Raw genomic sequence first — 25,033 nt, forward strand, 5'->3', positions numbered from 1 at the left:
ATGACCCGCCTGCCCACTATCGAAGTCTGTGTCGACACGATTGATGGCGCCTTCGCTGCCCTTCAAAACGGCGCCGACCGGATCGAGCTTTGCACGGCCCTTGAAGCAGGCGGCCTGACGCCCACACCGGGCGCCATGGAAATGTGCCGGGGACTGAAGGGCAAAGTTTACACCATGATCCGCCCGCGCGGCGGGGATTTCATCTATACGCCTGCAGAACTTGACCAGATGAAGCGCGATATCGAGGCCACCCGCAACGCGGGCCTGCATGGTGTGGTTTTCGGCGTCACCACTGCGACCGGTGCGCCGGACGTGAAGGCGATGGAAAGCCTGATCGCCGAGTGCGAAGGTCTTGGCGTCACCCTGCACCGCGCCTTCGATGTGATGCCGGACCCGATGGAAGCGCTGGAGACTGCCATCGGGCTGGGGTTCGAGCGTATTCTTACCTCGGGCGGCGCCTTCACGGCGCTGGAAGGGATCGAACGGCTGACGGCGGTGGCAGCTGCCGCCGAGGGCCGCATCGCCATCATGCCCGGCGCAGGCGTAACCGCCGCGAATGTCGCAGCCTTTGCCAGCATTCCGGGTGTCACCGATATCCATGCCTCTTGCAAGGTCGTGCAGGCATCCGCCTACGGGTCCGATGTGCCCTTGATGGCGAAGGATGCCGGCTATGCCCGCAACATCACCGACCCTGCCACCGTCCGCGCCTTCCGTGCGGCGGTGGAGGCGGCGTGGGGTCAGGCGAAGGCGTAAGGTCCGCCTTTTTCCAGCGCGTGCTGATAGGCCGGGCGGGTATGGATGCGGGCGAGGAAGTCCCGCGCCTTCGGGCCAACGCCACCACGCATGGCAGCGGCCTCGAGCGGGAAGCTCATCATGATGTCAGCTGCACTCATTTCGCTTCCCGCGAACCAGCCAGTACCGGCAAGTGCCTCTTCCCAGTAACCGGCGTGCAGGCTGATCTGCGGATCGATATAGCCGGCCAGCGCCCCCGTCACGATCTTGCGGGCCAGCGGCCGCAACAGTGCCGGTGTCTTTTCCGCCGTGCGGGTGAAAACGAGCTTCATCACGAGGGGCGGCATGGCCGAGCCCTCGGCATAATGCAGCCAGTAGGTCAGCGCGTGCGGATCACTCCCGGCGAGGCGACCGTTGCCATATTTCTCAAGGAGATAGGAGACGATGGCACCGGTTTCGGCAATCGTTGCGTCGCCATCGGTGATGACCGGCGATTTGCCAAGCGGATGGACCGCCTTCAGCGCGGCGGGCGCAAGGTTTGTTACCTTGTCGCGTTCGTATTTCGCGATCTCGTAAGGGACTTCCAGTTCCTCGAGCATCCAGAGGACCCGCTGGGACCGGCTGTTGTTCAGATGATGGACAGTGAGCATGGGCGCGGTCCTTTCAAAGTCTCGTTGCGTGGATGGTGATATCCCAGAGGATGCGGCAGCGTTTCTCGGGCTCGCCCCACGCAGCCTCCAGTGCAGCCACCAGATCGGGGATCGGATCGCGGCCTTCGGATTTGCGGAAAGCGGCCGTTGATGACCAGCTGGCCGCATAGGCCGCCAGTTCCCGGATGCCCCAGTGGCGTTCGATCACCAGTTTCGGTGTTATCATACGTTCGAACGGGAATTCGAGATCAGCATAACCGTTGCGGCAATGATCATGTTCCATCGGCCACCAGGGGCCGAGCGTGACATCCTGAAAATGCCGGAAGGCTTCATCCACCGCCGGATCCTCGGGCGCATGGAGCGGCGCGTAAGTCCAGACAGCGAGAACACCGCCCGGTTTCAGCACCCGGCGGACTTCAGCGTAGAAGGCATCGAGATCGAACCAGTGCAGCGCCTGCGCGACGGTGACGAGATCGCAGGAGGCGGCGCCAAGCCCGCTCGCTTCCGCCGGGGCGACCCGGTAGCTGATATTCGGTGCCTGTTTCGCCGCTTCAATCTGCTTGGCGCTGGCGTCTGTGGCCACTACCTGCGCGAAATGGCGGGCAAGCGCTACAGCCGCCTGACCGTTCCCGGTGGCGCAGTCCCACACCAGATCGTGCGCGCAGCATTGGGCGGCGAGCCATTCGAACAGGGAATCCGGATAGTCCGGCCGTGCCTCGGCATAAGTGCCGGCCGACCCTGAGAAATGATCCTTGAAGCCGGCACTCATGTTGTTTCCCCCTCAGGCCGTCGGCAGCTGATAGTCCTTGAACTGTTCGCGAAGATCCTTCTTCGAGATCTTGCCGGTTGCCGTGTGGGGAATGCTGTCCACCGTCACCACATCATCCGGCAGCCACCATTTGGCGCAGCGGCTGTCGAGGAATTCGAGCATATTGTCGCGGCTGACCGTCTTGCCTTCCTTCACCGTGATGATCATCAGCGGGCGTTCTTCCCATTTCGGGTGACGCACGCCGATGACGGCAGCTTCGGTCACGTCCGGATGCGCCACGGCCTCGTTTTCAAGATCGATCGAGCTGATCCATTCACCACCCGACTTGATCACGTCTTTCGAGCGGTCGGTAATCTGGATATAGCTGGCGGGATCCAGCGCCGCCACGTCGCCCGTGTCGAACCAGCCGCCATCGTCAAGGGCGGTTTCATCGGCGCGGTAATAGCTGTCGATCACCCACGGGCCACGGGCCATCAGGCGACCGGCGGTTTTGCCGTCGCGCGGCAGCATGTTGCCGTCGTCGTCCTTGATGCACAGCTCCACGCCAATCGGCGGGCGGCCCTGCCTGACCTGATAGTCGAGCTTTTCCTCTGCCGACAGATCCATGATCGCGCCGTTTTCCGAACCAACGGAGCCGAGCGGGCTCATTTCCGTCATGCCCCACGCATGGTTGACTCGCACGCCATAATCCTTCTGGAAGGTTTCGATCATCGAACGCGGCACTGCCGAGCCACCGATGGTGACCAGTTCCAGCGGCTTCATGTCCAGATTGTTTGCCTTGATATAGGCGAGCATACCGTTCCAGATGGTCGGCACTGCAGCCGTCACTGTGATGCCCTCGTCCTTGATCAGCTTATGCAGCGTCTCGGGATCATGGTGCGGACCATTGAGCACGAGCTTGGAACCCGCCGCCGCCGTCGCATAAGGGATCGCCCATGCATTCGCATGGAACATTGGCACCACCGGCAGCACGGTCGAAACGGCGCTGATCTTCAACGTGTCGGTCGAAAGGCAGACAAGGGTATGCAGGAAGTTCGAACGGTGGCTATACAGCACCCCCTTCGGGTGCCCCGTCGTTCCGGATGTGTAACAAAGACCACACGCAGTATTTTCATCCAGCTCCGGCCATTCGAAGGTACCCGGCTCGGCGGCGAGCAGCGCTTCATAGGAATGCACGTTCGGCAGGCTGGTCTGCGGCATATGCTCGGGGCCGACCATGATGATGTAATGTTCGATCGACTTCATCATCGGCGCCAGTTTTTCAACCAGCGGCAGGAAGGTGATATCGAACATGAGGACCTTGTCCTCGGCATGATTGGCGATATAGACAATCTGTTCCGGGAAAAGCCGCGGGTTGATCGTATGGTTCACCGCCCCCATGCCGGACGAGGCATACCACGCTTCCACATGGCGGTTGGTATTCCAGGCGAGCGTGGCCACGCGGTCACCTTGCTTCACACCAAGCTTCGCCAGCGCCTCGGCGCACTGGCGCGAGCGGCGGGCGACATCGCCCCAGGTCATCCGCACCTGCCCGCCTTCGGGCTGCATGCTGATCACCTCGCGTTTCGGGTGATTGATTTCCGCGTGTGTAAGAATCTTCGAGACCAGAAGCGGCCAGTTTTGCATGAGACCGAGCATCGCCAGTCATACCTCCCTTCGTGCATATTTTCCCCGACGCGATATTGGGATACAGGCCGTGGGCTTTCAAGAGAAAGCGACATGACAGAAACTTGATTGCCCTAATCCTGCCACAGCGGCCTATTAGCCATGACAGACAGTTGCCCGGCATGGGGAAAGAGCGTTATGCTCGCCCCCGAAATCCGGGCACCGCAAGGTTCGGAACAGAATCGGGGGTATTCAATCATGTCAGGCACGTCACCTCGTTCGTGGCACCATCAGGGTCATTGGCTGGCCCTTCTGATGATCGGCTTCATCGCCGTCCTCGTCGCATCGATCGCCGCTGCAGCGCAATCGACCGATGAAAACACCTACGACGAAGCCACCATCGTTGAAAAAGGCTCCGCCTACCTCGGCGAAGGCGCCGAAGTGATGGCAAAGACGCTTGAGGGCATCTTCAAGAAGAACGGTCGCCCCAACGCCTATATCGAAGGCTCGGAAGCGGGCGGCGGCCTGATCGTGGGCCTCCGGTACGGCGATGGCATGCTCAATCACAAGATTGAGGGCCAGCGCAAGGTGCACTGGACCGGCCCATCGATCGGGCTTGATGCTGGTGCCGACGCCGTGAAGGTCTTCGCGCTTGTTTACGGCCTTTATGACACGCAGGAAATCTACCGCCGCATCAGCGCCATGGAAGGCAGCTTCTATTATGTCGGCGGCCTTGGCATCAGCATGTATGGCAACAAGGATTTCACGATTGCCATGGTGCGGGTGGGTGTGGGCCTTCGGGCGCAAGCCTCGCTCGGCTACCTCAACATCACCGAAAAGCGCCGCTGGGTGCCCTTCTGAGGAAGATCATTCAGACCATATGCGAAAAGGCCCGGCAGCGATGTCTGGGCCTTTTTCATTTTGTGGCGTTACCGGCAAGCCGCACTTCAACGAGATCGCCGGGCTGATGCTCCGACGCCCGCCAGCACCGTGTTTCGCATCGGCCGCCCTGAACGGCGGTGATGAGCCAGACCCAGCTGGGCTCCACCGAGCGGGCGCGGTCTTCATCCGAAGGCTCAGGCCGGCCGCCCGGGTGGCTGTGCCAAACACCTACAATCGCCGGGCCGCCTTCGCGCGCCTCGCGGTGCAGGCGCAGGAGAAGGGCGGGATCGATCTCGAAATGTCGGGCAGGGTCGCCTTCGGTCACGTTGGGGCTTGGCACATGGCCCACGACATGATCCGGCGCGCCCATCAGCATGGCACACGCTTCATGCGGCGCAGCCTGCAGCGCCAGCGTCTCGAGCGCCTCGAGAAGCCCCGGCGCCAGCTTTACGCTCATTTCGGGATATGGACCCAACGTTCGGCGCCGGTTGCCTGATCAAGCACGAGGATATGGTCGCCGTCCTCCCCGCGGAAGGTCAGCACCAGCCGGTCACCTGAAAGGGCGGTTGAAACCAGCATCGTGCCTGCCGGGCGCCTGACACTGATTTCGCCGGTGGCCAAAGGCACCACCGGCGTGGAGACAGTCGGGCCGGCTGTTTCGGGCGGCAAGGGTTCGTCCCCGAGCCCCGTCATGATCTTCGTCACAATGGCAACGAGCATACCGACGATGGCGATGCCGAGCACGATGACGAGCACCTTCAGCCACATGGGCGGACGGTCATACTCAACATCCTCACCGGACGTGACTTTTGGGTCGGCAGCAGCCATATAGTGTCTCCATGAACGAGAAGCCGAACGACGAAATCGACGATGATGAGCTTGACGGCGCCGACGCCGCAGCAACCAGCCTGAGCGCGACGGTGCCCGAAGGTGGCAGCGGCCGGCTGGACCGGTTTCTGGCCGAAGCCTTCGCCGACCTGTCACGCTCGCGGATCAAGGCCCTCATCGAGGAAGGCAATGTGCGCCTCAACGGCGCCAATGCCCCCGGCACCATACTCAGCGCCTCGCGCGCGGTCAAACCCGGCGAGACTTTCTCGGTTGTCATTCCGCCGCCCGAAGCACCCTTGCCACTGCCCGAGGATATCCCGCTGGATGTGGTTTACGAGGACGAACACCTGATCGTCGTCAACAAGGCACCGGGCATGGTGGTGCATCCAGCCGCAGGCAGCCCCAATGGCACGCTTGTCAATGCGCTCCTCTTCCATTGCGGTGACAGCCTTTCGGGCATCGGCGGCGTGAAGCGTCCCGGCATCGTCCACCGGATCGACAAGGATACCTCCGGCCTTCTGGTAATGGCGAAGCATGACAAGGCCCACGCAGGGCTGGCCGCACAGTTCGCCGACCATAGTATCGAGCGGCTTTATGCCGCTATCTGCCGCGGCATTCCGTCACCCGTTGCCGGCCGCATCGAGGGCAATATCGCCCGCCACCCGGTGGACCGCAAACGCATGGCGGTGACGCCGACGGGCGGCAAATGGGCTGCGACCCATTATCGCACCATCCATGCCTTCGCCCACAACGGTCATCCTGTGGCAGTCCTCATCGAATGCAAGCTGGAAACGGGTCGTACCCATCAGGTGCGCGTACATATGACCCACATCGGCCATCCGCTTGTGGGCGACCCTGTTTACGGCCGCACCCACAAGCTGCCCTCCACCACCCCTGCGGCGGCGCGCGGCGCCATCCTTGGCTTCACCCGGCAGGCGCTGCATGCCCGTGTGCTCGGATTTGTGCATCCGGTGACCGGCGAGACCTTGAGATTTGAAAGCGAACTCCCACATGACATGATGTCGCTTCTCGGCGCGCTTGATCCGCTGCGCCTCAGCGATACCTGAAAGAAGCCACCCCGCCCGCCGATCATCGGAAGGTGATTTGACGGAGACGGTGGCTTGTTGCATGGTCATGAGAAGAAATTCGGTCAGAAACCGAAGCGTTTGCGACAAGAGAGGAACCAAGCATGACAGCGATTCAGAGCAATCTGCCGACCCTGTCCCCGGAAGGAAGCCTCAGCCAATATCTGCAGGAAATCCGCCGTTTCCCCATGCTGGATGCGGGCGAGGAATATATGCTTGCCAAGGCCTGGGCCGAACATGAGGACAGCAAGGCTGCCCACAAGCTCGTTACCTCGCATCTGCGGCTGGTGGCCAAGATCGCCATGGGTTATCGCGGCTATGGCCTGCCGATTGCCGACCTCATTTCCGAAGGCAATGTGGGCATGATGCAGGCGGTGAAGCGTTTTGACCCCGAAAAGGGCTTTCGCCTTTCCACCTATGCCATGTGGTGGATTCGCGCCGCCATTCAGGAATATATCTTGCGCAGCTGGTCACTCGTGAAGATCGGCACCACCGCCGCGCAGAAAAAGCTGTTCTTCAACCTGCGCCGCCTGAAGGGCAAGATCCTTGCACTGGACGAAAGCGATTCCACGCTGAAGCCCGAACAGATCACCAAGATCGCGACCGAGCTTGCGGTTTCGGAAGATGACGTCATCACCATGAACGGACGCCTTTCGGCAATGGACCATTCGCTGAATGCGCCCCTGAAGGCTGATACGGAAGGTGAATGGCAGGACTGGCTGGTGGACGAGAGCCCCGATCAGGAAACGATCGTGGCCGAAGCGGAAGAGATGGACCAGCGCCGTGCCCTTCTGGTTGATGCCATGAAGGATCTGAACGAGCGCGAACGGCACATCCTCACCGCACGCCGCCTGACCGACCCCGCCACCACGCTTGAGGACCTGAGCCAGGAATATGGCATCAGCCGCGAACGCGTCCGCCAGATTGAGGTCCGCGCCTTCGAGAAAGTGCAGAAGGCGATCCGGGCAGCCGCTGAGGCGACGGGCACCGGCAATCTGGTCGACGCCTGAGCGGCACCCGCAAAATTCAAATGATCAGGAACCCGACCCTTCGTGGTCGGGTTTCGTTTCTGCAGGGCCGGCCAGGATTTCGCCGCCCCATTGCTCAATCAGCGTCTGGCGCTGCTTTGTCAGTTGCCGCAGCCGTTCTTGCGAAAAGCTCTGAAGGACGATGGCAGCCACAACGGGCCCCATGAAAACAAGGATATAGCCGAGCGCGGCGCCGGCAAAAGCGAGCGCGAGACCATATGTGTCAAAGACTGGCGGATTCATCACCTGCTGGCTTGGGCCTGAAATAGCAGCCAGAACACCCGCTAAGTTCGACAGGCCGACGACTTGCGCCTTAAGCCCGGCATAGATGCCCGTCGCCGTATAGACAATCACAATCGTCGGGATCATGCCCAAGCAGAGAAGCGTGGCGGCCGGCATACTGAAGATCGCAAGGCCTGCCACCAGTAAAAGAAACAGCGGCATCAACCGCGCACCCACGCTGGGCACCCGTCGCATCCTGATCTGCTTGTTGCCGCCTCTGCGCGCCATCCATTCAACTCCTTACAGGATCACCAGTGTCAGGCCGAAAACCGCGAGCGCCGTGGCAATCAGGCGGGCTACCTTCAGGCCCTTTTGCTGGGCTTCCGGGTCTGCCGCCGTCATCTTGCGGGCAAGGCGCATGCGGTCCCGCTCGATCTGGATCATGGCCTGACGCGCCTGTGCGAATTCGGCTGCATCCTCATGGCTCAACCGGCTGACGTTCACCTCACGCACAAGGCGGGCGATATCACCGCTCTTCTTGACCTTTTCGACAAGCTTCTCGACTGCCTCGCGCCGCGACTTGCTGCGCAGCTTCTTGATCGCCGCCCCCAGCCCCTGCGTCACCTTGGCTGTCAGGTTTGGCAGTGATGGTATCTTGAGTTGCGCCTGCAGGGTTCCGAAAAACTCGGCCACGATGGTGTTGAAGCGGGCGGGGTCACCCTGTGCCGCCGCCATCTGGTTGATGTAACGTTCGAGATCCAGCCCGTGCACAGCACAGAAGGCGGCGATATGCCGGTCATACATGGCCGTGTCGCCGCCGCCGGCACCGGCAAGGCGGTCAAGCGCCATGATCAATTGCCTGACAGATCCGATCCAGACGCTTTTGAACCGCGAAGACTGGCAGGGCAAGGCAGAGTTAAGCTCGTACAGGACCCGTTCCATCCCCTTGCCGAGCTGGCGGCTGCTGGACATGTCGAAATATTTGCGCAGCGCCGTCGAATGACCATGCAGGCGGCCACTCTTGTCCGCCGCGATATCTACGAGGGTGGCGATGAAGGCAGAATCAAGAAGTTCGTCAAGGGCCGCGAGCGCATCCTTATCGTCCCGTGCAAAGGCATCGGCAACGACGGCCGGAAAAGCATCGAGGAACAGCGACAAAGACTTGTAACGGACAGGTCCCGTGGGATCGAGGAACATGCAGACCCGCGCCACCATCTCGAACTCGGCATTGCGGCCGGCGCCCATCGTGTCGCCGGGGCGCACAGCAAGGGCTCGGTCCAGCTTCTCGGTGAAGATCACATCACGCAGGCTTTGCTGCACCCACATCGGGAAATCGAGCTTGCGGAGAAATTTGGCCGCTGCAAGCGGGTTCCGCCCGAAGGCGTCGGCCAACAAGCGGCGATCGACATAGGCTGTGCCTTCAAACTTGGAGGGCCGGTTCATCGCCCACGACTTCATCGGGGTGCGCTTCGGGGCGGTATTGCCCTCGTACCAGCCGATGACATCCGCCGCAATCCAGCGGGCCTCGGGCTCGTCCGCCATCAGCCCACGCAGCAGAACCCCAAGTGTACCCGGCACGTCCCGCCCACCGGAGAGCGCCCAGAAGGAGCCCTGGTTGACCCGTGCGGTGAGAAGACTGTCCCTATCCCTGCCGGACCAAAGCATTTCCCCGAAATAGAGACATTGCAGGGTGGCACCAAGCTGGTAATAGTCCGCCGCTTCGCTGCCCTGCCCGCGCCCTGCTTCCTGTGCGAAGGCAAGTTCCAAAGGTTCAAGCCCCATGGGCTGTTTGTAGCCGGCCGGCGTGCTGTAGCATTCGCCGAGCACGATATCCTCGCCTTCCTTGTTGGCGAAATAGATAGCCGTTGGCCGGATGCAACGGTGATAGACGCCGCGCTTGTGAAGGCCAGCGAGCGCTTTCAGCAGTTGCAGTGCGATGCTCTGGCGCAGGCGGCCCGTGTTGAGTTTGGGATGGACCTCACCCTTGGGACCGAGGAGCGCACCGCCGGTTGGGCGCTCGAAAATGGTGACAAGCCGCTGCTTCAGTCCACCCGGCAGATCGACATTCATCAGACCGCGCTCGATCGGGCAGATCAGCGAGGCAACAGGATCATCGGACAGATACTTGAAAACCGTATTGCGGACCGAAATGGCAGGATTGTGCACAAGCGCATAATAGGCCCGGTCGGGATGTTCGGCATCCACAACCATATAGGCGTCGCCGCCCGGGGTTGAAAACTCGGGCAGCGGCTTCGATGTATCGATGCGGAAGCGTTCGCTGAACGCGTTCGCCTCGTTTGGCACCGGAACCTGTTCGCTACTCACCACGCCATCTCCGCTGCGCCAGACAGCGGTCTCTGCCGGCGCCCCCCGCCGCCAGTAAACCGATGCCCAAACATGGTCGGTACTTTGGCGGAAACGCCGTGACGATGCAATTGGTTAATAAGGCTGCCCTATAGCCTCAGCCGAGGAAGGGATCCCGCACGAGGATCGTGTCGTCGCGCTCGGGGCTCGTCGACAGAAGCGCCACGGGCACGCCAATCAGTTCCTCGATCCGGCGGATATACTTGATTGCCGTAGCGGGCAGCTGGGCCCACGAACGCGCACCATAGGTGCTGTCTTTCCAGCCTTCGAGGGTCTCGTAAACGGGCTCGACAGCGGCCTGATCTTCCATGCCATAGGGCAGGTAATCGACAACCTCACCCTTGTGCTTGTAACCGACGCAAACCTTGATCTCGTCAAGGCCGTCAAGCACGTCAAGCTTGGTGAGCGCAATGCCATGCACGCCCGAAATGGTCAGCGACTGGCGCACCAGCACGGCATCGAACCAGCCGCAGCGACGTGCGCGGCCCGTCACTGTGCCAAATTCACGGCCTTTCTCGCCGATATACTGGCCGATTTCGTCATTCAGTTCGGTCGGGAACGGGCCCGACCCCACGCGAGTGGTGTAGGCCTTGGTGATGCCGAGAATGTAACCGAGCGAACCCGGCCCCATGCCCGAACCGCCCGAGGCCTGCCCCGCGATCGTGTTCGACGAGGTGACGAATGGATAGGTGCCGTGGTCGACGTCCAGAAGCGTACCCTGCGCGCCTTCAAACAGGACTTTCGAACCGGCCTTCTGGGCTTCATCCAGCGTGCGCCAGACGTTCGACACATAGGGCAGGATCTTCGGCGCCAGCGCCATCAGATCGTCGGCGATGGCTTTCGCATCAATCTCCGGATGGCCGAGGCCGCGAAGCAGCGCATTGTGGTGTGTCAGCGCGACTTCAAGGCGGGCTTCCACGATCTCGCGCGACTGCAGGTCACACACGCGAATGGCGCGGCGACCGACCTTGTCTTCGTAAGCGGGGCCAATGCCGCGGCGGGTGGTGCCGATCTTCACGCCTTTGGTGGCGTCTTCACGAATACCATCAAGATCGCGGTGGTAGGGCATGATGAGGGTGGCGTTGGCAGCGATCTGCAGGTTGGCGGGGGATACATCCACACCCTGCCCCTTGATCGCCTCGATTTCCTTCAGGAGCGCCCACGGATCAACAACGACACCGTTGCCGATAACGCTGATCTTGCCACCGCGCACAATGCCCGAAGGCAGCAGCGACAACTTATAGACCTTGCCATCGATGACCAGCGTGTGGCCGGCATTATGCCCGCCCTGGAAGCGCACAACCACGTCGGCGCGTTCGGACAGCCAATCGACAATCTTGCCTTTGCCTTCGTCGCCCCACTGGGACCCGACGACTACCACATTGCCCATGACTATACCCCTTATCACCGTTGGAAAGGCCCGATACGGGCCGGATTTCGCGCTGAAAATGTCAGACAGAAACGACTTTGTCCCCGGCAAGCACATGTGTGCAGCCGAGGCGCCGCGCTTCTTTGAGCGGATCGGCCTCTTCTGTCAAGCCTTGAATGGCCCGCCAGCCTTCCGAGCGCAGCTTTGCGGCCGCCGCGTGGCCTGCCTCATAAGGCACATAAACAAGATCGGTCTGCGCCGGTGCTGGCAGTGCCGCCATCAGCACATCGAGATAGACCGAAAAGCCGACCGCTTCCTCGGTGGAGCCATCGGGTGCGGAAACAAGATAGCGCCCGCCCCGGCCAAGCTCGCCGCGTGCCGAACGCGAGAACAGCGCGAATCCGATGCCGGTCTTGTATTCGAAACCATGGGTCTCGCACGGATCGACTGTGATGCCTACATCCGGCAGGCGGGTCTGGATCGCGTCCACGAGCCGGGCGAGGCGCGCGGTCAGCTTGCCTGCATGCCCTTTCAGGGACAGCGCCTCAAGCCGCGGCAAGGCATGTGCCGCAGTGCCTGCGGCCGAGATTAACCCTGCAAAGGTTTCGCGCACGGCGCCGTCGAACAGGTCAAGCGCGCCGATGTCCTTGGCATCAAGCGCACCGACGGCCGCGTCGCGGGCGTCGCCTTCGAGTTTGAACTGCTCAGCAAGCACCCCGATGATGGGGGCGAGCGTGAGATCAACCGTCAGCTCGTTGATGCCAACGGCATGCAGCGATTCGACCGCCAGCACCAGGGCCTCGACCTCGGCTTCAAGGCTTGTCGAACCGATCAGCTCGAACCCTGCCTGGAAAAACTGACGTGCGGGGCGAATCTGGCTGCCTTTCACGCGCAGGCAGCTGCCGGCATAGGCAAGCCGCAAGGGCCGCGGCGCATCGGCAAGCCGCGTGGCGGCAAGCCGCGAGGCCTGCACGGTCATATCGGTGCGGATCGCCATCACGCGCTGGGTGTCGGGGTCCATCAGGCGGAACATTGCCTTTGTCTTCGCAGCCCCTGGTCCGGCGATCAGGCTGTCTTCATATTCGACAAGGGGCGGCGAAACGCGCGCGTATCCATAGGTCTGGAACACGTCCACAAGCGCGCGCACGACCGAGGCTTCATGCTCGGCCGCGGGCGCCAGCGTGTCGCGGAATCCATCCGGTAAAAGTGCGAGGCGGGCGTATTGAACACCCGCCATCTTGTCTTTCGGAGCGGTCATGACAGACCCTGCCTCCCTGTAAGCCCTATGTCAGAACGAAAGTTTCTTCGCCTGACGTACATGAGCGAGAGCGGTCAGCTGGTCAAGTACAATGTCCTTGATCGGCTGGTCCACCGCCACAAGGCACACTGCTTCTTCGCCTTCGACCCGACGGCCGAGCGCGAAGGTGGCGATGTTGACGCCATTATGGCCGAGAAGCGTGCCGAGTGCACCGATGAAGCCCGGTTTGTCATTGTTGATGACATAGAGCATGTTCGGCGCCAGCTCGGCTTCCATGCGCACGCCGTTCACTTCCACGATGCGAGGCGCGCCGTTCGCGAACAGGGTGCCCGAAACCGTGCGGGTCTGGTGCTCCGTTTCGACCGTCAGCTTGATCAGGGTCTGATAGTCGCCTTCGCGGTCGTGCTTCGTCTCGGTCACGTCGATATTGCGTTCCTTGGCGATCACGGGCGCGTTGACCATGTTGACGCTGGTCATCAGCGGCGACAGGAGGCCTTGCAGCACAGCGGCAGTCAGCGGCTTGGTGTTCAGTTCCGCCACATGGCCTTCGTATTCCACCGTGATCTTCTTCAGGCCGTGTTCCGTCAGCTGCCCGGCAAACGAACCGATTTGGCCGGCAAGCGCCATGTAAGGCTTCAGCTTCGGTGCGTCTTCGGCCGACACGGATGGCATATTCAGCGCGTTCGTCACGCCGCCGGTCATCAGATATTCGGCCATCTGCTCGGCCACCTGCAGCGCCACATTGACCTGTGCTTCGGTCGTCGAAGCGCCAAGGTGCGGGGTACAGATCACTTTCGGATGGTTGAAGAGAACGTTCTCGTTTGCGGGTTCTTCGGCGAACACGTCAAGGGCGGCACCGGCCACCTTGCCGCTGTCGAGCGCGTCCTTGAGGGCTGCTTCATCGATCAGGCCGCCACGGGCACAGTTGATGATGCGGACACCCTTCTTCATCTTCTCAAAGGCCGCCTTGCCGATGATGCCGCGGGTCTGGTCGGTGAGCGGGGTGTGAAGCGTGATGAAGTCGGCGCGCTTGAACAGTTCGTCAAGCTCAACCTTCGCCACACCAAGGTCAGCCGCACGTTCGGCCGAAAGGAACGGGTCGAAGGCTACGACCTTCATCTTCAGGCCCTGCGCGCGGTCAGCCACGATCGAGCCGATGTTGCCCGCGCCAATCAGGCCGAGGGTCTTGCCTGTCAGCTCCACCCCCATGAAGCCCGACTTTTCCCACTTGCCGGCGTGCGTCGACGCATTTGCCTGCGGGATTTCACGGGCGAGCGCCAGCATCAGGGCAATGGCATGTTCTGCCGTCGTGATCGAGTTACCGAAGGGGGTGTTCATCACCACCACACCGGCGTTGGTGGCCGCCGGCACGTCGACGTTATCGACACCGATACCGGCGCGGCCGATCACCTTCAGATTCTTGGCGGCGGCCAGAATCGTCGGGGTCACTTTGGTGGCCGAACGAATGGCGAGGCCATCGTATTCGCCGATGATCGCTACCAGCTCTTCCTTGGTGAGGCCGGGTTTGTAGTCAACTTCAACGCCTGCTTCCTTGAAGGTCTGTTCGGCAAGCGGGCTCATTTTATCGGAAATCAGCACCTTGGGCATGATCTCATCCTTTCGGAAATATGTCTCTACGGGAAAGGCGGGGCCATCAGCAGCCCCGCGGCAATCGCTGGAAATCAGGCGAGGACGGATGCCTTGGCCGAGGCAAAGGCCCAGTCGAGCCAATGGGTCAGCGCTTCAAGGTCGGCCGCGTCCACCGTGGCACCGGCCCAGATGCGCAGACCCGCCGGGGCATCGCGATAGGCACCGATATCGTAGGCCACACCTTCAGCATCCAGAAGCGAAGCGATCTTCTTGGCCACAGCCGCCTGCTTTTCAGCGTCGGCCGCAACCACTTCGGCATCCACGACCTTCAGGCACACGCTGGTGTTGGAGCGTGTCTCGGGGGTGGCGGCGAGGAAATCGACCCAGTCCGTTTTGGCAACCCAGTCCTCGAGAACCTTGAGGTTGGCGTTCGAACGACCGATGAGGCCGTCAAGGCCGCCGATTTCAGCCGCCCAATCAAGCGCATCGATATAGTCTTCAACGCAGAGCATCGAAGGGGTGTTGATCGTCTCGCCGGTGAAGATGCCCTCGATCAGCTTCCCGCCTTTGGTCATGCGGAAGATTTTGGGCATCGGCCATGCGGGCGTGTAGCTTTCCAGCCGCTCGACAGCGCGGGGGGACAGGATCAGCACGCCGTGCGCGGCTTCCCCGCCGAGCACTTTCTGCCAACTGTAGGTCACAACATCGAGCTTGTCCCAAGGCAGGTCCATCGCGAAGGCCGCCGAGGTGGCATCACAGATGGTGAGGCCTTGACGGTCAGCTTTGATCCAGTCGCCGTTCGGAACCTTCACGCCCGAGGTGGTGCCGTTCCAGGTGAAGACCACATCGCGGTCGGTATCGACCGCGGCAAGGTCAACGATATCGCCGTAGCCGGCTTCAAACTTGCGCACGTCGGCAAGCTTCAGCTGCTTCACCACATCGGTGACCCAGCCTGAGCCGAAGCTTTCCCAGGCGAGCATGTCCACGCCGCGGGCGCCCAGAAGCGACCACATGGCCATCTCGACCGCACCGGTATCGGAGGCGGCGACGATGCCGATGCGATAATCGGCGGGGACTTTCAGAATTTCGCGGGTTTTGTCGATGGCATCCTTGAGACGAACCTTGCCGGGCTTCGAACGGTGCGAACGGCCAAGGAGGGCATTTTCAAGGGCATCGAGGGTCCAGCCAGGGCGCTTGGCGCAGGGGCCGGACGAGAATTCCGGGCGAGCCGGTTTTTTGGTCGGTTTGGTGGCGTTGGTTGCCGTAGTCATTTTGGTCTATCCTTACAGATAGGAGCGCTGCGTTGGGGCAGCGTGTCCCGGGGTTTGTGCCGACCTTCCAGACGGCGGCATCCCAGTCGGGGGATGTGTCCGCGGCGGACACTATCCGAAAGGCAAAACCGATACAATCACTATCTTGCGCGAGCCCGACGCCCGAGCGCAGATTATTGCGTGACAGGCGCGGCGCTTTGGTCTTCACTGCCCCGAAGGCCGAAACCCCTCGTTGCCGTATCAGGGGCAAGTCACTCAGAAGAAAGGGCCCGTCTTGGTCTCGAAGCGTCTTGCAGTCTCCACCCTCCTCGCCCTCAGCCTTGCCGCCTGTGGTGGTGGCCGCCGCGAAGGCCCGCCGCCCCGCCCGATCCCGCCCGAGGTTGCGAAGTCACTGAAGGCGAGCCTGATGGAACGATTCGACCAGAACGGCGACGGCATCGCCGACTGCGACGACACGGCCATCGCGCGCCGCAAGCTTTTCGAACAGCTGGACACCGACGGCTCCCGCACGCTCGATGAAGACGAATTCCGCGCCGCCCCGTTCGAAGACCGCGTCTATGTGTTCCACCGGTTCGAACTGCTGGACAAGAACGGGGACGAGGTACTGGACCTGCCGGAGTTCGCCGCACCCGCCGACAACACTTTCCTCGCGGCCGATATCGACAAGAACTGCATCCTTTCCGACGAGGAACTCACCGCCCTGATGCGCGATACCGCCCGTTTCGACATACAGCCGCGCGAAAAAGACAAGAACCGCCGCAAGCCGCAGGTCGAGCCCGAACCTTTCTAGGATGCAGCCAGCGCCGATTTCACCTTCGGCAATATCCGGCGGCTGACCGGGGCTGATGTTCCGTTTGCAAACTCGATCTGACCCGCGCCGTTGCTGTCGCGGGTCAGGCTTTGCACATAAGCCGTATTGACGATATGCGAGCGGTGAATGCGCAGGAAGGCTTCCGGCAGCATTTCCTCAAGTGCTGCGAGCGTGCCGTTAAAAAGGCTCGTGGTGCCGTCCTCGAAATGAATTTCCACATAATCGTCCGCCCCTTTGAACTGAACGATCCGGTCGGTGGAAACATAGCGTGTCTGGCCACCTGACGTGACTTCAAGCCGCACGGGTTCCGCTTTCTGCTCCGCCTGCGCCAGCACGAACTCCAGATGCTCGGTCCGCCGCGCCAGTTGCCGCCGTTCCCGTCTGAGGTCTGCGAGCAGCATGGCCTGCCGGTAAAAGAGAAACAGAAGAAGCGCCGCGATTGCATAATAGAGATAGGCATCGAGGAACCGGTCAGGCTGCCACCAGACAAGCACCCCCAACACCGCGAACGCCAGTGCATAGGAGATGGCCCCGCGCCGCCGCCTGAAGGCCTGCCAGATGCCGAGCCCCAACCCCAAAAGGATCGGCACGGTGAGGACAGCGAGCGTCATGCCATCAAAGCCTTGCGAAGCCGCCGCCATGGCAAGCATCAAGGCGGCAACACCAGCGAGCGCCTGATAACGCCTCGTCCTTGAAAGACCGGTCAGCCGCAGCAGAAGATTGGCCGCCAGACAAAGGCTGAAAAGGAACGCGCAACCAAGGATCGCCATCAACCGCACGTCGTGCCAAGGGTAAGCATAGGCGATGAAGCTGCGGCCGATCTCCGCAAAAAGCTGGGATGCAGCAAAAAAGGAAGCTGCAGAAAGCAGGACAGACCCTTCACGGTCTTCCCCGCGTACAGCGCTTACCAGAAAGAAAAGCCCGCCAACGATCAGGATGCCGAAGGCAACAAGGCTGCCCCACGGTGTGTAAACAGCGATCCCCGGCCCGTCCGAATAGGGCCCGACGATGATGAAGTGCAGCGGCTGCACCAGATGCAGAAGGCCGTGGTGGCCTGAAAGCTCGAGCACAATTTCATTCTCGCCTCGCTTGAGCATCGCCTGCGGCACATAGAAAACGGCATCCATCTGCCCCGGCACTTCTGCCTGAGGGGTATTTGCGGGGACACCATTCTCGCCCAGCTTCACGCCGTTCAGCCACACCCGGCTCGATGCCTTGCCTGAAACATAAAGCCCGAGCGGCACATCGGCCCCAAGCTGCTCGTCGCCAAGCACCACCCGCGCCCTGAGCCACAGGTGCACTGCTTGCGGATCAATGTCCCAGAAGGACACCTGCCGGCAGTCCTCACCGGCAAAATCGGGCGGAGTGCTCTCTCCTGTCGCCGGGCAGGCATCCACATGGCTTGTGTCAATCATCACATAGGCGTCGGCGAAGACAGGCATGGCCCCGAGGAGCAGCAAGAGCGGTGTGAGAATGCGTCTGATCATTCACGGACCCTAGCCTGCCGCCCACCGATAGTCACGACCGCTGACCGACCCCACGCCGCCGTTCACCGGCGGGCACGTGCATGAGGGCTGCTTTCCCGGTCTGGTTGGGGCTGCGATCCAACATCACACTGGGAAACGACAGCATGAATCCGACAACAAGAAACACCCTGATTGCCATAGCCCTTTGCGCTATCGCCGCCACGGCGCAGGCGGCGGAAGAGCCCATCACCTTCACCGCAGGGAGCGGCGAGAAGGTTGAAGCTTTCCACGGCACATTCGAGGTGCCGGAGCATCGGGCCAACCCGGAGAGCCGCAAGATCACCCTTTCCTACATCCGCTTTCCAGCGACCGGTGAAAAGCACGGCAATCCCATCGTCTATCTGGCAGGCGGGCCGGGCGCGCCGGGCAGCGGCACGGCGGAGCGACAGCGCTTCCCCCTGTTCATGGCCTTGCGCCAGCATGGGGATGTGATCGCCTTCGACCAGCGCGGCACAGGCCAGTCCACCCGCCTGTCCCATTGTTCGTCCTCGGTTACTGTGCCGATTGATGAACCCGTGAGCGACGCCGCCTATATGGCCCTGTATCGCACGGCGACGGCGGAATGCGGCACCTTCTGGCGGGATCAGGGTATCGACCTCGCGGGCTACACAACGCTTGAAAGCGTGCAGGACCTTTCCGCCCTCCGGTGGGAACTGGGGGCGGAGCGGATCACGCTCTGGGGCATTTCCTATGGCACGCACCTGGCGCTTGCTGCCCTGAAGGAAATCCCGGATGAGGTCGACCGCGCGATTCTGGCGAGCGTCGAAGGGCTTGACCAGACCGTGAAACTGCCGGAGCGCACCGACGCCTATTTCGCGCGGGTACAGGCGGCGATCAATACCCAGCCTAAGGCGAAGGCACTGTATCCCGATATCGCAGGGTTGATGCGGCGCGTGCATGCCCGGCTCAACAGGGAACCGATGATCGTCGCCGTTCCCAGTGAAGAAGGCACCACCTTCCTTCTGCAGCGCGGGCATTTACAATCGCTGGCCTCCGCGCTGATTTCTGACCCCGAAAATATTGCTGTCCTGCTTGCCGTCTATTCTATGGTCGACGCGGGCGACGCGACGCTTGCCGCCAACCTGATCTTCCGCTTCTTCAATCCGCGCCCGCCCATCGGCATGTCGGCGATGCCGACCGCGATGGATATGGCATCGGGCGTCAGTGAAGCGCGCCTGACGCTTGTCCGCGAACAGGCGAAGTCATCACTTCTGGCCGACTATCTGAATTTCCCGATGCCGCAGGTGGCAGGCGTATGGCCGGGGCTGGATTTGGGTGACGATTTCCGCACCAATCCCGCGGGCGACACGCCGGTGCTGGTGCTGAGCGGCACACTGGACGGCCGCACCTATCCGGAAAGCCAGCAAGAGGCCACAGCGGGCCTCACGAACGCCACGCGTGTCACCGTCCGCAATGCCGGCCACAACCTGTTCATGGCGTCACCCGATGTGCATCTGGCGATCCACAGTTTCCTTGAAGGGAAAGGCTATATCCCGGCAGAGATCAGGGTCGACCTGCCGGATTTTACGGTGATGCCACCGATGTGATCAGGGTCGCGCCGGTTTCGCTTTCGGCAGCACTGCCGGGAAACGGGATTTGGCCGGGGCGGCAGCAGCGACCTTGATGACTGCTTTCTGCTTGACGGGGATCGGGGTGGCGTCGGCCACCTCGTTCGCCTGCAAGGCTGCCCAGAAGGCCACGTTCAGCTCGTCAATCTCGTTCGAACCGCCGTTCGTGAGGATCGAGATGCCCACATTGCGGGATTTGGAATAGGCGACCAGCGCGCGGAAGCCCTCGACTGCGCCATAATGATAAACGAGCGTATCATCACCGAAATCATAGATGCGCCAGCCAAGGCCATAGTGCGCGTTCGTGAGATAGGGCCGCCAGCGGCGCTTGGACATTTCCCGAAGGGTACGGACTTCCTTCTTCGTCATCATGCTGATGGGGCCGTCCGGCAGCACATCTGGGCGGGTGCCAAGCTGGGCCGACAGCCATTTGGACATGTCGGTGATGCTGGCATTCACCCCCGCCGCCGGGTTGAAGTGATAATAGGTATCCTTCACCCGCGTCTTGCGGTAGGTGCGCTTCTTGATCAGCACATGGGGCGACGCCTTGTCGGGCGACTGCAGATAGCCATCATAGCCAACCGACGCCGTATTCATGCCAAGCGGCATGAACAGCCGGTCGCGGATCAGCTTTTCATAGGGGTTGCCCGTCGATTTCTCGACGACCGGCTCGACAATCGAGAAAAGCACATTCTGGTAGCCGTAGCAGGTGCCGGGCTTGCAGTTCGGCTTCAGCGTGCCGAAGTAAGGCAGGATCTGGTCGAGCGTGCGACCACCTTCGATCATGCCGTCATAAGCGTTATGCACATAACCGGTCTGGTGCGACAGCACGTCCCGAAGCGTCAGTGCCGATTTCGTGGAGGCATATTTGGTCTGGAACGCCGGCACATAGCCCGCCACCGGCGCATCAAGCGAGATGCGGCCCTCGTTCACAAGGATCGTCGTCAGGCTGGCCGCGAAGGTTTTCGATACGGAGGCGAGACGGAAAACGGTGTTTTCGGTGACACGCTCCGGGCTCCCTTGCGCCTTGATGCCCCAGGTGCCCATGCCGGCAACACGGTCGCCTTCCACGATCACCCAGGCTGCCCCCGGCGCACCGGCCTGTCGCATCTCGTCGCTGAACTGGCCCTGGAACCGGCTGATCGCCTCGCCCAGCGGCAAGGCTGCCGCGGTGTTTGCCACCGCCAGCGAAAGACCACCCAGAAGAGCAGCCCGCATGATGTTCCTGAAGCCCTTGACCCGCACGACGCGCGTCCTCCCTAACTCGATGCACATGGCCTTACATTGAGGCCAAAAGGTTTCATCCCAGTAAAAACTTGCGGATCGTCCGCGCAACAAGGTCCGGTTTTTCGGCATGCAGCCAGTGACCGGTGCCGGTGATCGTCCTTACCTCAGCCGCCGGAAAAAGCGCGAGAACCGCTTCCCTGTGCGACGGCTGGATATAATCCGAGTCACCGCCCCTGAGGAACAGAACGGGGCCGGCATAAGGCGCCCCCTCGTTGCCGGCCATCAGATTCTGATAGTCTTTGACGATTCCGTCAAGGTCGAGTCGCCATCCCCATGCGTCTCCCCCCTCGCGGCGGCGCCAGTTGGTGAGGAGAAAACTGAGGACTTCAGGCTCGTCCACATAGGGCGCGAGCAGTTCTTCTGCCCCCGCCCGGCTGCCGGGGGCTGCCGCTGCCACCGCCTTCATGCCTTCCAGAATGCGCTCGTGATGGCGCGGATAGGCGACGGGGCTGATATCGCCAACGACAAGCTTCGACACACGTTCCGGATACGAAAGCGCCAGTTGCATCGCCGTTTTGCCACCCATCGAATGGCCGAACACAAAGGCGCTGTCCACGCCATGGGCATCCAGCACGCGCGCTGCATCGGCTGCCATATGGGGATAGCTGATATCACCGCCATGCGGGCTGCGGCCATGACCGCGCATGTCGACAGATATGACCCTGAAGTCTTCCTCCAGAATACGTGCAATGCCCCCAAGGTTATCTGCCGAGCCAAAGAGGCCGTGCATCATGAGGAGAACCGGTCCCTCGCCGCGCACACGGGTGAAAAGCTCGTTCATGCATCGCCCCCTTCCGGCACTTCGGCTGTCGCGTGGCCAAGCGGGCCATGCCCCTTGCCGAAGCCGGGTGCAGCGGCGATCGCGTTTGCCACAAAGCCGCGCGCACGGGCAAAGGCGGTGGGCAGATCGTCCCCAAGCGCCAGCGCCGCCGCCACGCCGCTTGCCAGCGTACAGCCGGTGCCGTGGGTGTGGCGCGTATCGACCTTCGCGCCTTCGATGCTTTTGATATCGTCGGCGGTGACAAGAAGATCTGTCACCGTTTCGTCTTCCAGATGCCCGCCCTTCATGATCGCCGCCCTGGCGCCAAGGGCGAGAATTTCCTGCCCTGCCCGCGCCATATCGAAGGGCGAATGGATCGGCCGGCCAGTCAGCACTGCAGCTTCATCCAGGTTAGGGGTCACCACATCGGCGCGCGCGATGAGCCGGGTTTTCAGCGCTTCGACCGCATTATCGGCAAGGAGCCTGTCACCGGACGTTGCGACCATCACAGGATCGATCACCAGCAGCCCCTTGAAGCCGGATGCCTCAAGCACGTCGGCCACCGCATGCACAAGTTCCGCCGTTGCCAGCATACCGGTTTTCACTACATCGGCGCCGATATCGTCGAGCACTGCCCTGATCTGCGCAGCCACGACAGGCGCCGGGATTGGGTGTACATCCGATACGCCAAGTGTGTTCTGCACGGTGATGGCCGTCACCGCCGTTGCGGCATAGGCGCCGAAGCGGGTCACCGTTTTGATATCGGCCTGAATGCCTGCCCCGCCGCCCGAATCCGATCCGGCGATGATCAGCACCCGGCCCGAAGGCTTCTCTGTCGTCAACGGGCTGCCTCGATCTCGTCGGCTATGGTGTGAACGACACGGGCGACCATTGCGTCATCGTCGCCTTCCGCCATCACGCGGATCACAGGCTCGGTGCCTGACTTGCGGATGAGGATACGGCCGGATCCGTTGAGCTCTGCCTCCGCCGCCTTGATCGCCGCAGCCACCTTGGCGTCGGAGAGCGGGTCAGCAGCCTTGTAGCGCACGCTTTTCAGAAGCTGCGGCACGGCTTCGAACTGCTTGCAGGCGACCGACGCCTTCTGGCCGGACTGGACGATTTCGGTCATCACCTGCAGGGCAGAGACAAGCCCGTCGCCGGTTGTCGTGAAGTCCGACAACACCACATGGCCCGATTGCTCGCCGCCCACATTGAAGCCTCCGGCGCGCATGCGTTCAACCACATAGCGGTCGCCGACCGCCGTGCGTTCCAGCGTCAGGCCTTCCGATTTCAACAGGCGCTCGAGCCCGAGGTTCGACATGACGGTGGCGACAAGGCCGCCGCCCTTCAGGATGCCGCGCCGCGCCCAGTTGCGGGTGATCAGCGCCATGATCTGGTCGCCGTCCACGATCTTGCCATTCTCGTCACACAGGATCAGCCGGTCGGCGTCGCCATCAAGTGCAATGCCAAGATCGGCGCCTTCCTTGCGCACACGTTCGCACATGGCTTCGGGGTGTGTGGAGCCGCACTCGGCATTGATGTTGAAACCATTCGGGCTGACACCCATCGGGATCACGTCAGCGCCCAGTTCCCAAAGCACGGTCGGCGCCACCTTGTAGGCTGCCCCGTTGGCGCAATCGACAACCACCTTGAGGCCGTCGAAGGTGACACCCGAAGGTACCGTTGCCTTGGCGAATTCCACATAGCGCCCACCCGCGTCATCCAGTCGCCGGGCATGGCCGAGCGTGAGGGACGGCTGCAGGATATCGCTGGTGTCGCCGTCGATCATGGCTTCGATCGCCAGTTCCTGCTCGTCCGAAAGCTTGTAGCCATCGGGGCCGAAGAATTTGATGCCATTGTCGTCGTGCGGATTGTGGCTTGCCGAAATCATCACACCAAGATCAGCGCGCAGCGATTTGACAAGCATAGCGATGGCCGGGGTCGGCATCGGCCCCACAAGGATCACATCCATGCCTGCCGCCACGAAGCCCGAAGCCAGGGCCGGCTCATACATATAGCCCGACCGGCGGGTATCCTTGCCGATCACCACGCGGTGCACATGGTCGCCGCGTACAAAGGCCTTACCAGCGGCGAGGCCGATGCGTAGCGCCACATCGGGTGTCATATGGCCTTCATTGACCCGTCCGCGGATGCCGTCGGTGCCGAAATACTTGCGTTTGCTCATTGGAAACTGTCCCTGGGTTCGCGCGTTGACGCCACTTTAATCATCTTCCATTGGCACGTCCATCATGGCGGCATCATGGAAGGCCTGTGCCAGTTTCATGGCTTCAACCGTTTCGGCAACGTCATGAACCCGCAGGATGTGAGTGCCCTGAGCCGCGGCATGGGTTGCGGCAGCGAGCGAACCTGCGAGGCGCTTGTCCGCTTCCTCAACCCCCGTCGCCGCACCGATGAAGCGTTTGCGAGAAGCACCTACCAGCAGCGGCACGCCGAGGGTGTGGAAAAGCGCCAGATTGTTCATGAGCGCCAGATTATCCTTCAGCACCGCCTTGCCGAAACCGATACCGGGATCGACAACGATCCGCTCGCGCGCGATACCTGCCGCCACGCAGGCATCAATCCGCGCTTCCAGAAAGTCGAAAACCTCCAGCAGCAGGTCATCATAATCCGGCACGTCGGCGGCTTCGCCCTTCGCATGCATCAGAATCACAGGCGCGGTCGATTCCGATGCGATTCTCAGTGCTTCAGGATCGTGCGTCAGGGCACTGACATCATTGATGATATGGGCGCCAGCGGCGAGCGCCTTTTCCATGACGGACGCATGGCGGGTATCGACCGAAATCGGGGTGCCATCACCGGCAAGCGCACGGATCACCGGCAGGATACGCTCGGCTTCCTCGCCTTCCCACACGGGTTTGGCGCCCGGCCGGGTGCTCTCGCCGCCCACATCGATGATATCGGCCCCTGCTGCGCGCATGGCCCGCGCCGCCGCGATGGCAGCTTCGGGATCAAGATGTTTGCCGCCGTCGGAGAAACTGTCGGGCGTCACATTCAGGATACCCATCACAAGCGGGCGCGTCATGGCAAGCATCCGCCCGCCTTCGAGCGTCAGCGGCACACGCGGGGCGGCAAGGCCCGCCTTCAGCGCCTCCACCCGCGCACGCATCGCATCGGGCATGGCGAGGGCTTCGACCTCTGCCACAGGCAGGATACGGTCCACCACACGGTCACGGTCCAGCCGCACGATCAACCGGGCGAGCGGATAGCGCAGGCCGCTGCTGCCAAGCCGCCAGCCTGCTGCCCCCGGCTCCCGCACGCCGCCCATCGGGATGAGATAGGCCCGCGCGTCGGCGGACAGGGTCATGAGGTCGAGGGATGGCATCGCGGCTTTCCTCCGAAGTCGGGGTCTGGAATCAGAGCCCCGGCCCTTTCGTCAAGTCGGGGCCGGGGCGCTTTGGTCTGGTCTC

General features: G+C 62.0%; 23 protein-coding genes. 6 read left to right on the forward strand and 17 right to left on the reverse strand.

Translation table 11 applies throughout. From position 1 onward, the window contains the following. On the forward strand, positions 1-753 hold the full coding sequence (locus OU694_RS16020; RefSeq protein WP_308912025.1) for a copper homeostasis protein CutC: 753 nt from the start codon (positions 1-3) through the stop codon (positions 751-753). Here OU694_RS16020 and OU694_RS16025 read toward each other — a convergent pair. Genes OU694_RS16025 through OU694_RS16035 form a run of 3 tightly spaced genes read right to left on the reverse strand, consistent with a single transcriptional unit; the run spans position 738 to position 3,789 of the window. After that, complete coding sequence (locus OU694_RS16025) at positions 738-1,382, reverse strand: glutathione S-transferase family protein (RefSeq protein ID WP_308912026.1); 645 nt, start codon at positions 1,380-1,382, stop codon at positions 738-740. The genes OU694_RS16020 and OU694_RS16025 overlap by 16 nt on opposite strands. Positions 1,383-1,395: 13 nt before the next feature. After that, the gene (locus OU694_RS16030; RefSeq protein ID WP_308912027.1) at positions 1,396-2,151 is read right to left on the reverse strand and encodes a class I SAM-dependent methyltransferase; all 756 of its coding nucleotides are present in this window, start codon (positions 2,149-2,151) and stop codon (positions 1,396-1,398) included. Positions 2,152-2,163: 12 nt separating this feature from the next. Further along, a complete protein-coding gene (locus tag OU694_RS16035; RefSeq protein ID WP_308912028.1) occupies positions 2,164-3,789 on the reverse strand; it encodes a long-chain fatty acid--CoA ligase in 1,626 nt (541 codons plus the stop codon). A 225-nt stretch (positions 3,790-4,014) separates the two neighbouring features. Here OU694_RS16035 and OU694_RS16040 point away from each other — a divergent pair, with 225 nt between their 5' ends. After that, positions 4,015-4,617, forward strand: a complete 603-nt coding sequence (locus OU694_RS16040; RefSeq protein ID WP_289503346.1) for an EipA family protein — start codon at positions 4,015-4,017, stop codon at positions 4,615-4,617. 55 nt (positions 4,618-4,672) lie between these two features. On the opposite strand, the gene OU694_RS16045 is transcribed toward OU694_RS16040, so the two are convergent. After that, positions 4,673-5,095 (reverse strand): M67 family metallopeptidase, encoded by a 423-nt coding sequence (locus OU694_RS16045; RefSeq protein ID WP_308912029.1) that lies wholly within the window; start codon positions 5,093-5,095, stop codon positions 4,673-4,675. Beyond that, positions 5,092-5,466, reverse strand: a complete 375-nt coding sequence (locus tag OU694_RS16050) for a hypothetical protein (RefSeq protein ID WP_308912030.1) — start codon at positions 5,464-5,466, stop codon at positions 5,092-5,094. The genes OU694_RS16045 and OU694_RS16050 overlap by 4 nt, the downstream gene beginning before the upstream one ends. Before the next feature lie 11 nt (positions 5,467-5,477). Here OU694_RS16050 and OU694_RS16055 point away from each other — a divergent pair, with 11 nt between their 5' ends. Both OU694_RS16055 and rpoH read left to right on the forward strand, forming a co-directional pair. Next, on the forward strand, positions 5,478-6,533 hold the full coding sequence (locus tag OU694_RS16055) for an RluA family pseudouridine synthase (protein ID WP_308912031.1): 1,056 nt from the start codon (positions 5,478-5,480) through the stop codon (positions 6,531-6,533). A 122-nt stretch (positions 6,534-6,655) separates the two neighbouring features. Next, complete coding sequence (gene rpoH, locus OU694_RS16060) at positions 6,656-7,561, forward strand: RNA polymerase sigma factor RpoH (RefSeq protein ID WP_308912032.1); 906 nt, start codon at positions 6,656-6,658, stop codon at positions 7,559-7,561. Positions 7,562-7,585: 24 nt separating this feature from the next. Here rpoH and OU694_RS16065 read toward each other — a convergent pair whose 3' ends face one another. The 6 genes from OU694_RS16065 to OU694_RS16090 form a co-directional block, all read right to left on the reverse strand. After that, the gene (locus tag OU694_RS16065; RefSeq protein WP_308912033.1) at positions 7,586-8,089 is read right to left on the reverse strand and encodes a hypothetical protein; all 504 of its coding nucleotides are present in this window, start codon (positions 8,087-8,089) and stop codon (positions 7,586-7,588) included. Positions 8,090-8,101: 12 nt separating this feature from the next. After that, entirely contained in the window at positions 8,102-10,126 is a 2,025-nt protein-coding gene (locus tag OU694_RS16070; RefSeq protein ID WP_308912034.1) for a protein kinase family protein, read from the reverse strand. 136 nt (positions 10,127-10,262) lie between these two features. After that, the gene (locus OU694_RS16075; protein ID WP_308912035.1) at positions 10,263-11,555 is read right to left on the reverse strand and encodes an adenylosuccinate synthase; all 1,293 of its coding nucleotides are present in this window, start codon (positions 11,553-11,555) and stop codon (positions 10,263-10,265) included. A 61-nt stretch (positions 11,556-11,616) separates the two neighbouring features. Further along, positions 11,617-12,792, reverse strand: coding sequence for an ATP phosphoribosyltransferase regulatory subunit (locus OU694_RS16080; RefSeq protein ID WP_308912036.1), 1,176 nt, complete (start codon positions 12,790-12,792; stop codon positions 11,617-11,619). 30 nt (positions 12,793-12,822) lie between these two features. Further along, positions 12,823-14,400 (reverse strand): phosphoglycerate dehydrogenase, encoded by a 1,578-nt coding sequence (serA, locus tag OU694_RS16085; protein WP_308912037.1) that lies wholly within the window; start codon positions 14,398-14,400, stop codon positions 12,823-12,825. Between the two features lie 74 nt (positions 14,401-14,474). After that, positions 14,475-15,653 carry a phosphoserine transaminase gene (locus OU694_RS16090; RefSeq protein ID WP_308912038.1) on the reverse strand — a complete coding sequence of 393 codons (1,179 nt, stop codon included), beginning with the start codon at positions 15,651-15,653 and terminating at the stop codon, positions 14,475-14,477. Positions 15,654-15,927: 274 nt separating this feature from the next. Between OU694_RS16090 and OU694_RS16095 the strand changes: the two genes are divergently transcribed. Continuing rightward, positions 15,928-16,443: an EF-hand domain-containing protein gene (locus OU694_RS16095; protein WP_308912039.1), complete on the forward strand. Its 516-nt coding sequence runs from the start codon at positions 15,928-15,930 to the stop codon at positions 16,441-16,443. Here OU694_RS16095 and OU694_RS16100 read toward each other — a convergent pair. Beyond that, positions 16,440-17,951, reverse strand: coding sequence for a LytTR family transcriptional regulator DNA-binding domain-containing protein (locus OU694_RS16100; protein ID WP_308912040.1), 1,512 nt, complete (start codon positions 17,949-17,951; stop codon positions 16,440-16,442). The two genes, OU694_RS16095 and OU694_RS16100, sit on opposite strands and share 4 nt — an antisense overlap. A 143-nt stretch (positions 17,952-18,094) precedes the next feature. Here OU694_RS16100 and OU694_RS16105 point away from each other — a divergent pair, with 143 nt between their 5' ends. Continuing rightward, positions 18,095-19,537 carry an alpha/beta hydrolase gene (locus OU694_RS16105; RefSeq protein WP_308912041.1) on the forward strand — a complete coding sequence of 481 codons (1,443 nt, stop codon included), beginning with the start codon at positions 18,095-18,097 and terminating at the stop codon, positions 19,535-19,537. Here OU694_RS16105 and OU694_RS16110 read toward each other — a convergent pair whose 3' ends face one another. The 5 genes from OU694_RS16110 to folP are packed head-to-tail and all read right to left on the reverse strand — an operon-like array spanning position 19,538 to position 24,948. Further along, positions 19,538-20,803, reverse strand: coding sequence for a serine hydrolase domain-containing protein (locus OU694_RS16110; RefSeq protein ID WP_308912042.1), 1,266 nt, complete (start codon positions 20,801-20,803; stop codon positions 19,538-19,540). Between the two features lie 55 nt (positions 20,804-20,858). Beyond that, the gene (locus OU694_RS16115) at positions 20,859-21,626 is read right to left on the reverse strand and encodes an alpha/beta fold hydrolase (RefSeq protein ID WP_308912043.1); all 768 of its coding nucleotides are present in this window, start codon (positions 21,624-21,626) and stop codon (positions 20,859-20,861) included. Continuing rightward, positions 21,623-22,447, reverse strand: a complete 825-nt coding sequence (gene thiD, locus OU694_RS16120; protein ID WP_308912044.1) for a bifunctional hydroxymethylpyrimidine kinase/phosphomethylpyrimidine kinase — start codon at positions 22,445-22,447, stop codon at positions 21,623-21,625. The genes OU694_RS16115 and thiD overlap by 4 nt, the downstream gene beginning before the upstream one ends. Further along, positions 22,444-23,790 (reverse strand): phosphoglucosamine mutase, encoded by a 1,347-nt coding sequence (glmM, locus tag OU694_RS16125; protein WP_308912045.1) that lies wholly within the window; start codon positions 23,788-23,790, stop codon positions 22,444-22,446. Before glmM ends, thiD begins: the two co-directional genes overlap by 4 nt. 36 nt (positions 23,791-23,826) lie before the next feature. Further along, entirely contained in the window at positions 23,827-24,948 is a 1,122-nt protein-coding gene (gene folP / locus OU694_RS16130; RefSeq protein WP_308912046.1) for a dihydropteroate synthase, read from the reverse strand. Between the last annotated feature and the right edge of the window lie 85 nt (positions 24,949-25,033).

This window comes from Pseudokordiimonas caeni (assembly GCF_026719705.1).
Taxonomy (GTDB): domain Bacteria; phylum Pseudomonadota; class Alphaproteobacteria; order Sphingomonadales; family Kordiimonadaceae; genus Gimibacter; species Gimibacter caeni.

What these genes read in the sequence shown, in the direction of transcription:
- OU694_RS16020 (WP_308912025.1), top strand. Translation starts at nt 1, where the DNA reads ATGACCCGCCTGCCCACTATCGAAGTCTGTGTCGACACGATTGATGGC.
- OU694_RS16025 (WP_308912026.1), bottom strand. Translation starts at nt 1,382, where the DNA reads ATGCTCACTGTCCATCATCTGAACAACAGCCGGTCCCAGCGGGTCCTC.
- OU694_RS16030 (WP_308912027.1), bottom strand. Translation starts at nt 2,151, where the DNA reads ATGAGTGCCGGCTTCAAGGATCATTTCTCAGGGTCGGCCGGCACTTAT.
- OU694_RS16035 (WP_308912028.1), bottom strand. Translation starts at nt 3,789, where the DNA reads ATGCTCGGTCTCATGCAAAACTGGCCGCTTCTGGTCTCGAAGATTCTT.
- OU694_RS16040 (WP_289503346.1), top strand. Translation starts at nt 4,015, where the DNA reads ATGTCAGGCACGTCACCTCGTTCGTGGCACCATCAGGGTCATTGGCTG.
- OU694_RS16045 (WP_308912029.1), bottom strand. Translation starts at nt 5,095, where the DNA reads ATGAGCGTAAAGCTGGCGCCGGGGCTTCTCGAGGCGCTCGAGACGCTG.
- OU694_RS16050 (WP_308912030.1), bottom strand. Translation starts at nt 5,466, where the DNA reads ATGGCTGCTGCCGACCCAAAAGTCACGTCCGGTGAGGATGTTGAGTAT.
- OU694_RS16055 (WP_308912031.1), top strand. Translation starts at nt 5,478, where the DNA reads ATGAACGAGAAGCCGAACGACGAAATCGACGATGATGAGCTTGACGGC.
- rpoH (WP_308912032.1), top strand. Translation starts at nt 6,656, where the DNA reads ATGACAGCGATTCAGAGCAATCTGCCGACCCTGTCCCCGGAAGGAAGC.
- OU694_RS16065 (WP_308912033.1), bottom strand. Translation starts at nt 8,089, where the DNA reads ATGGCGCGCAGAGGCGGCAACAAGCAGATCAGGATGCGACGGGTGCCC.
- OU694_RS16075 (WP_308912035.1), bottom strand. Translation starts at nt 11,555, where the DNA reads ATGGGCAATGTGGTAGTCGTCGGGTCCCAGTGGGGCGACGAAGGCAAA.
- OU694_RS16080 (WP_308912036.1), bottom strand. Translation starts at nt 12,792, where the DNA reads ATGACCGCTCCGAAAGACAAGATGGCGGGTGTTCAATACGCCCGCCTC.
- serA (WP_308912037.1), bottom strand. Translation starts at nt 14,400, where the DNA reads ATGCCCAAGGTGCTGATTTCCGATAAAATGAGCCCGCTTGCCGAACAG.
- OU694_RS16090 (WP_308912038.1), bottom strand. Translation starts at nt 15,653, where the DNA reads ATGACTACGGCAACCAACGCCACCAAACCGACCAAAAAACCGGCTCGC.
- OU694_RS16100 (WP_308912040.1), bottom strand. Translation starts at nt 17,951, where the DNA reads ATGATCAGACGCATTCTCACACCGCTCTTGCTGCTCCTCGGGGCCATG.
- OU694_RS16105 (WP_308912041.1), top strand. Translation starts at nt 18,095, where the DNA reads ATGAATCCGACAACAAGAAACACCCTGATTGCCATAGCCCTTTGCGCT.
- OU694_RS16115 (WP_308912043.1), bottom strand. Translation starts at nt 21,626, where the DNA reads ATGAACGAGCTTTTCACCCGTGTGCGCGGCGAGGGACCGGTTCTCCTC.
- glmM (WP_308912045.1), bottom strand. Translation starts at nt 23,790, where the DNA reads ATGAGCAAACGCAAGTATTTCGGCACCGACGGCATCCGCGGACGGGTC.
- folP (WP_308912046.1), bottom strand. Translation starts at nt 24,948, where the DNA reads ATGCCATCCCTCGACCTCATGACCCTGTCCGCCGACGCGCGGGCCTAT.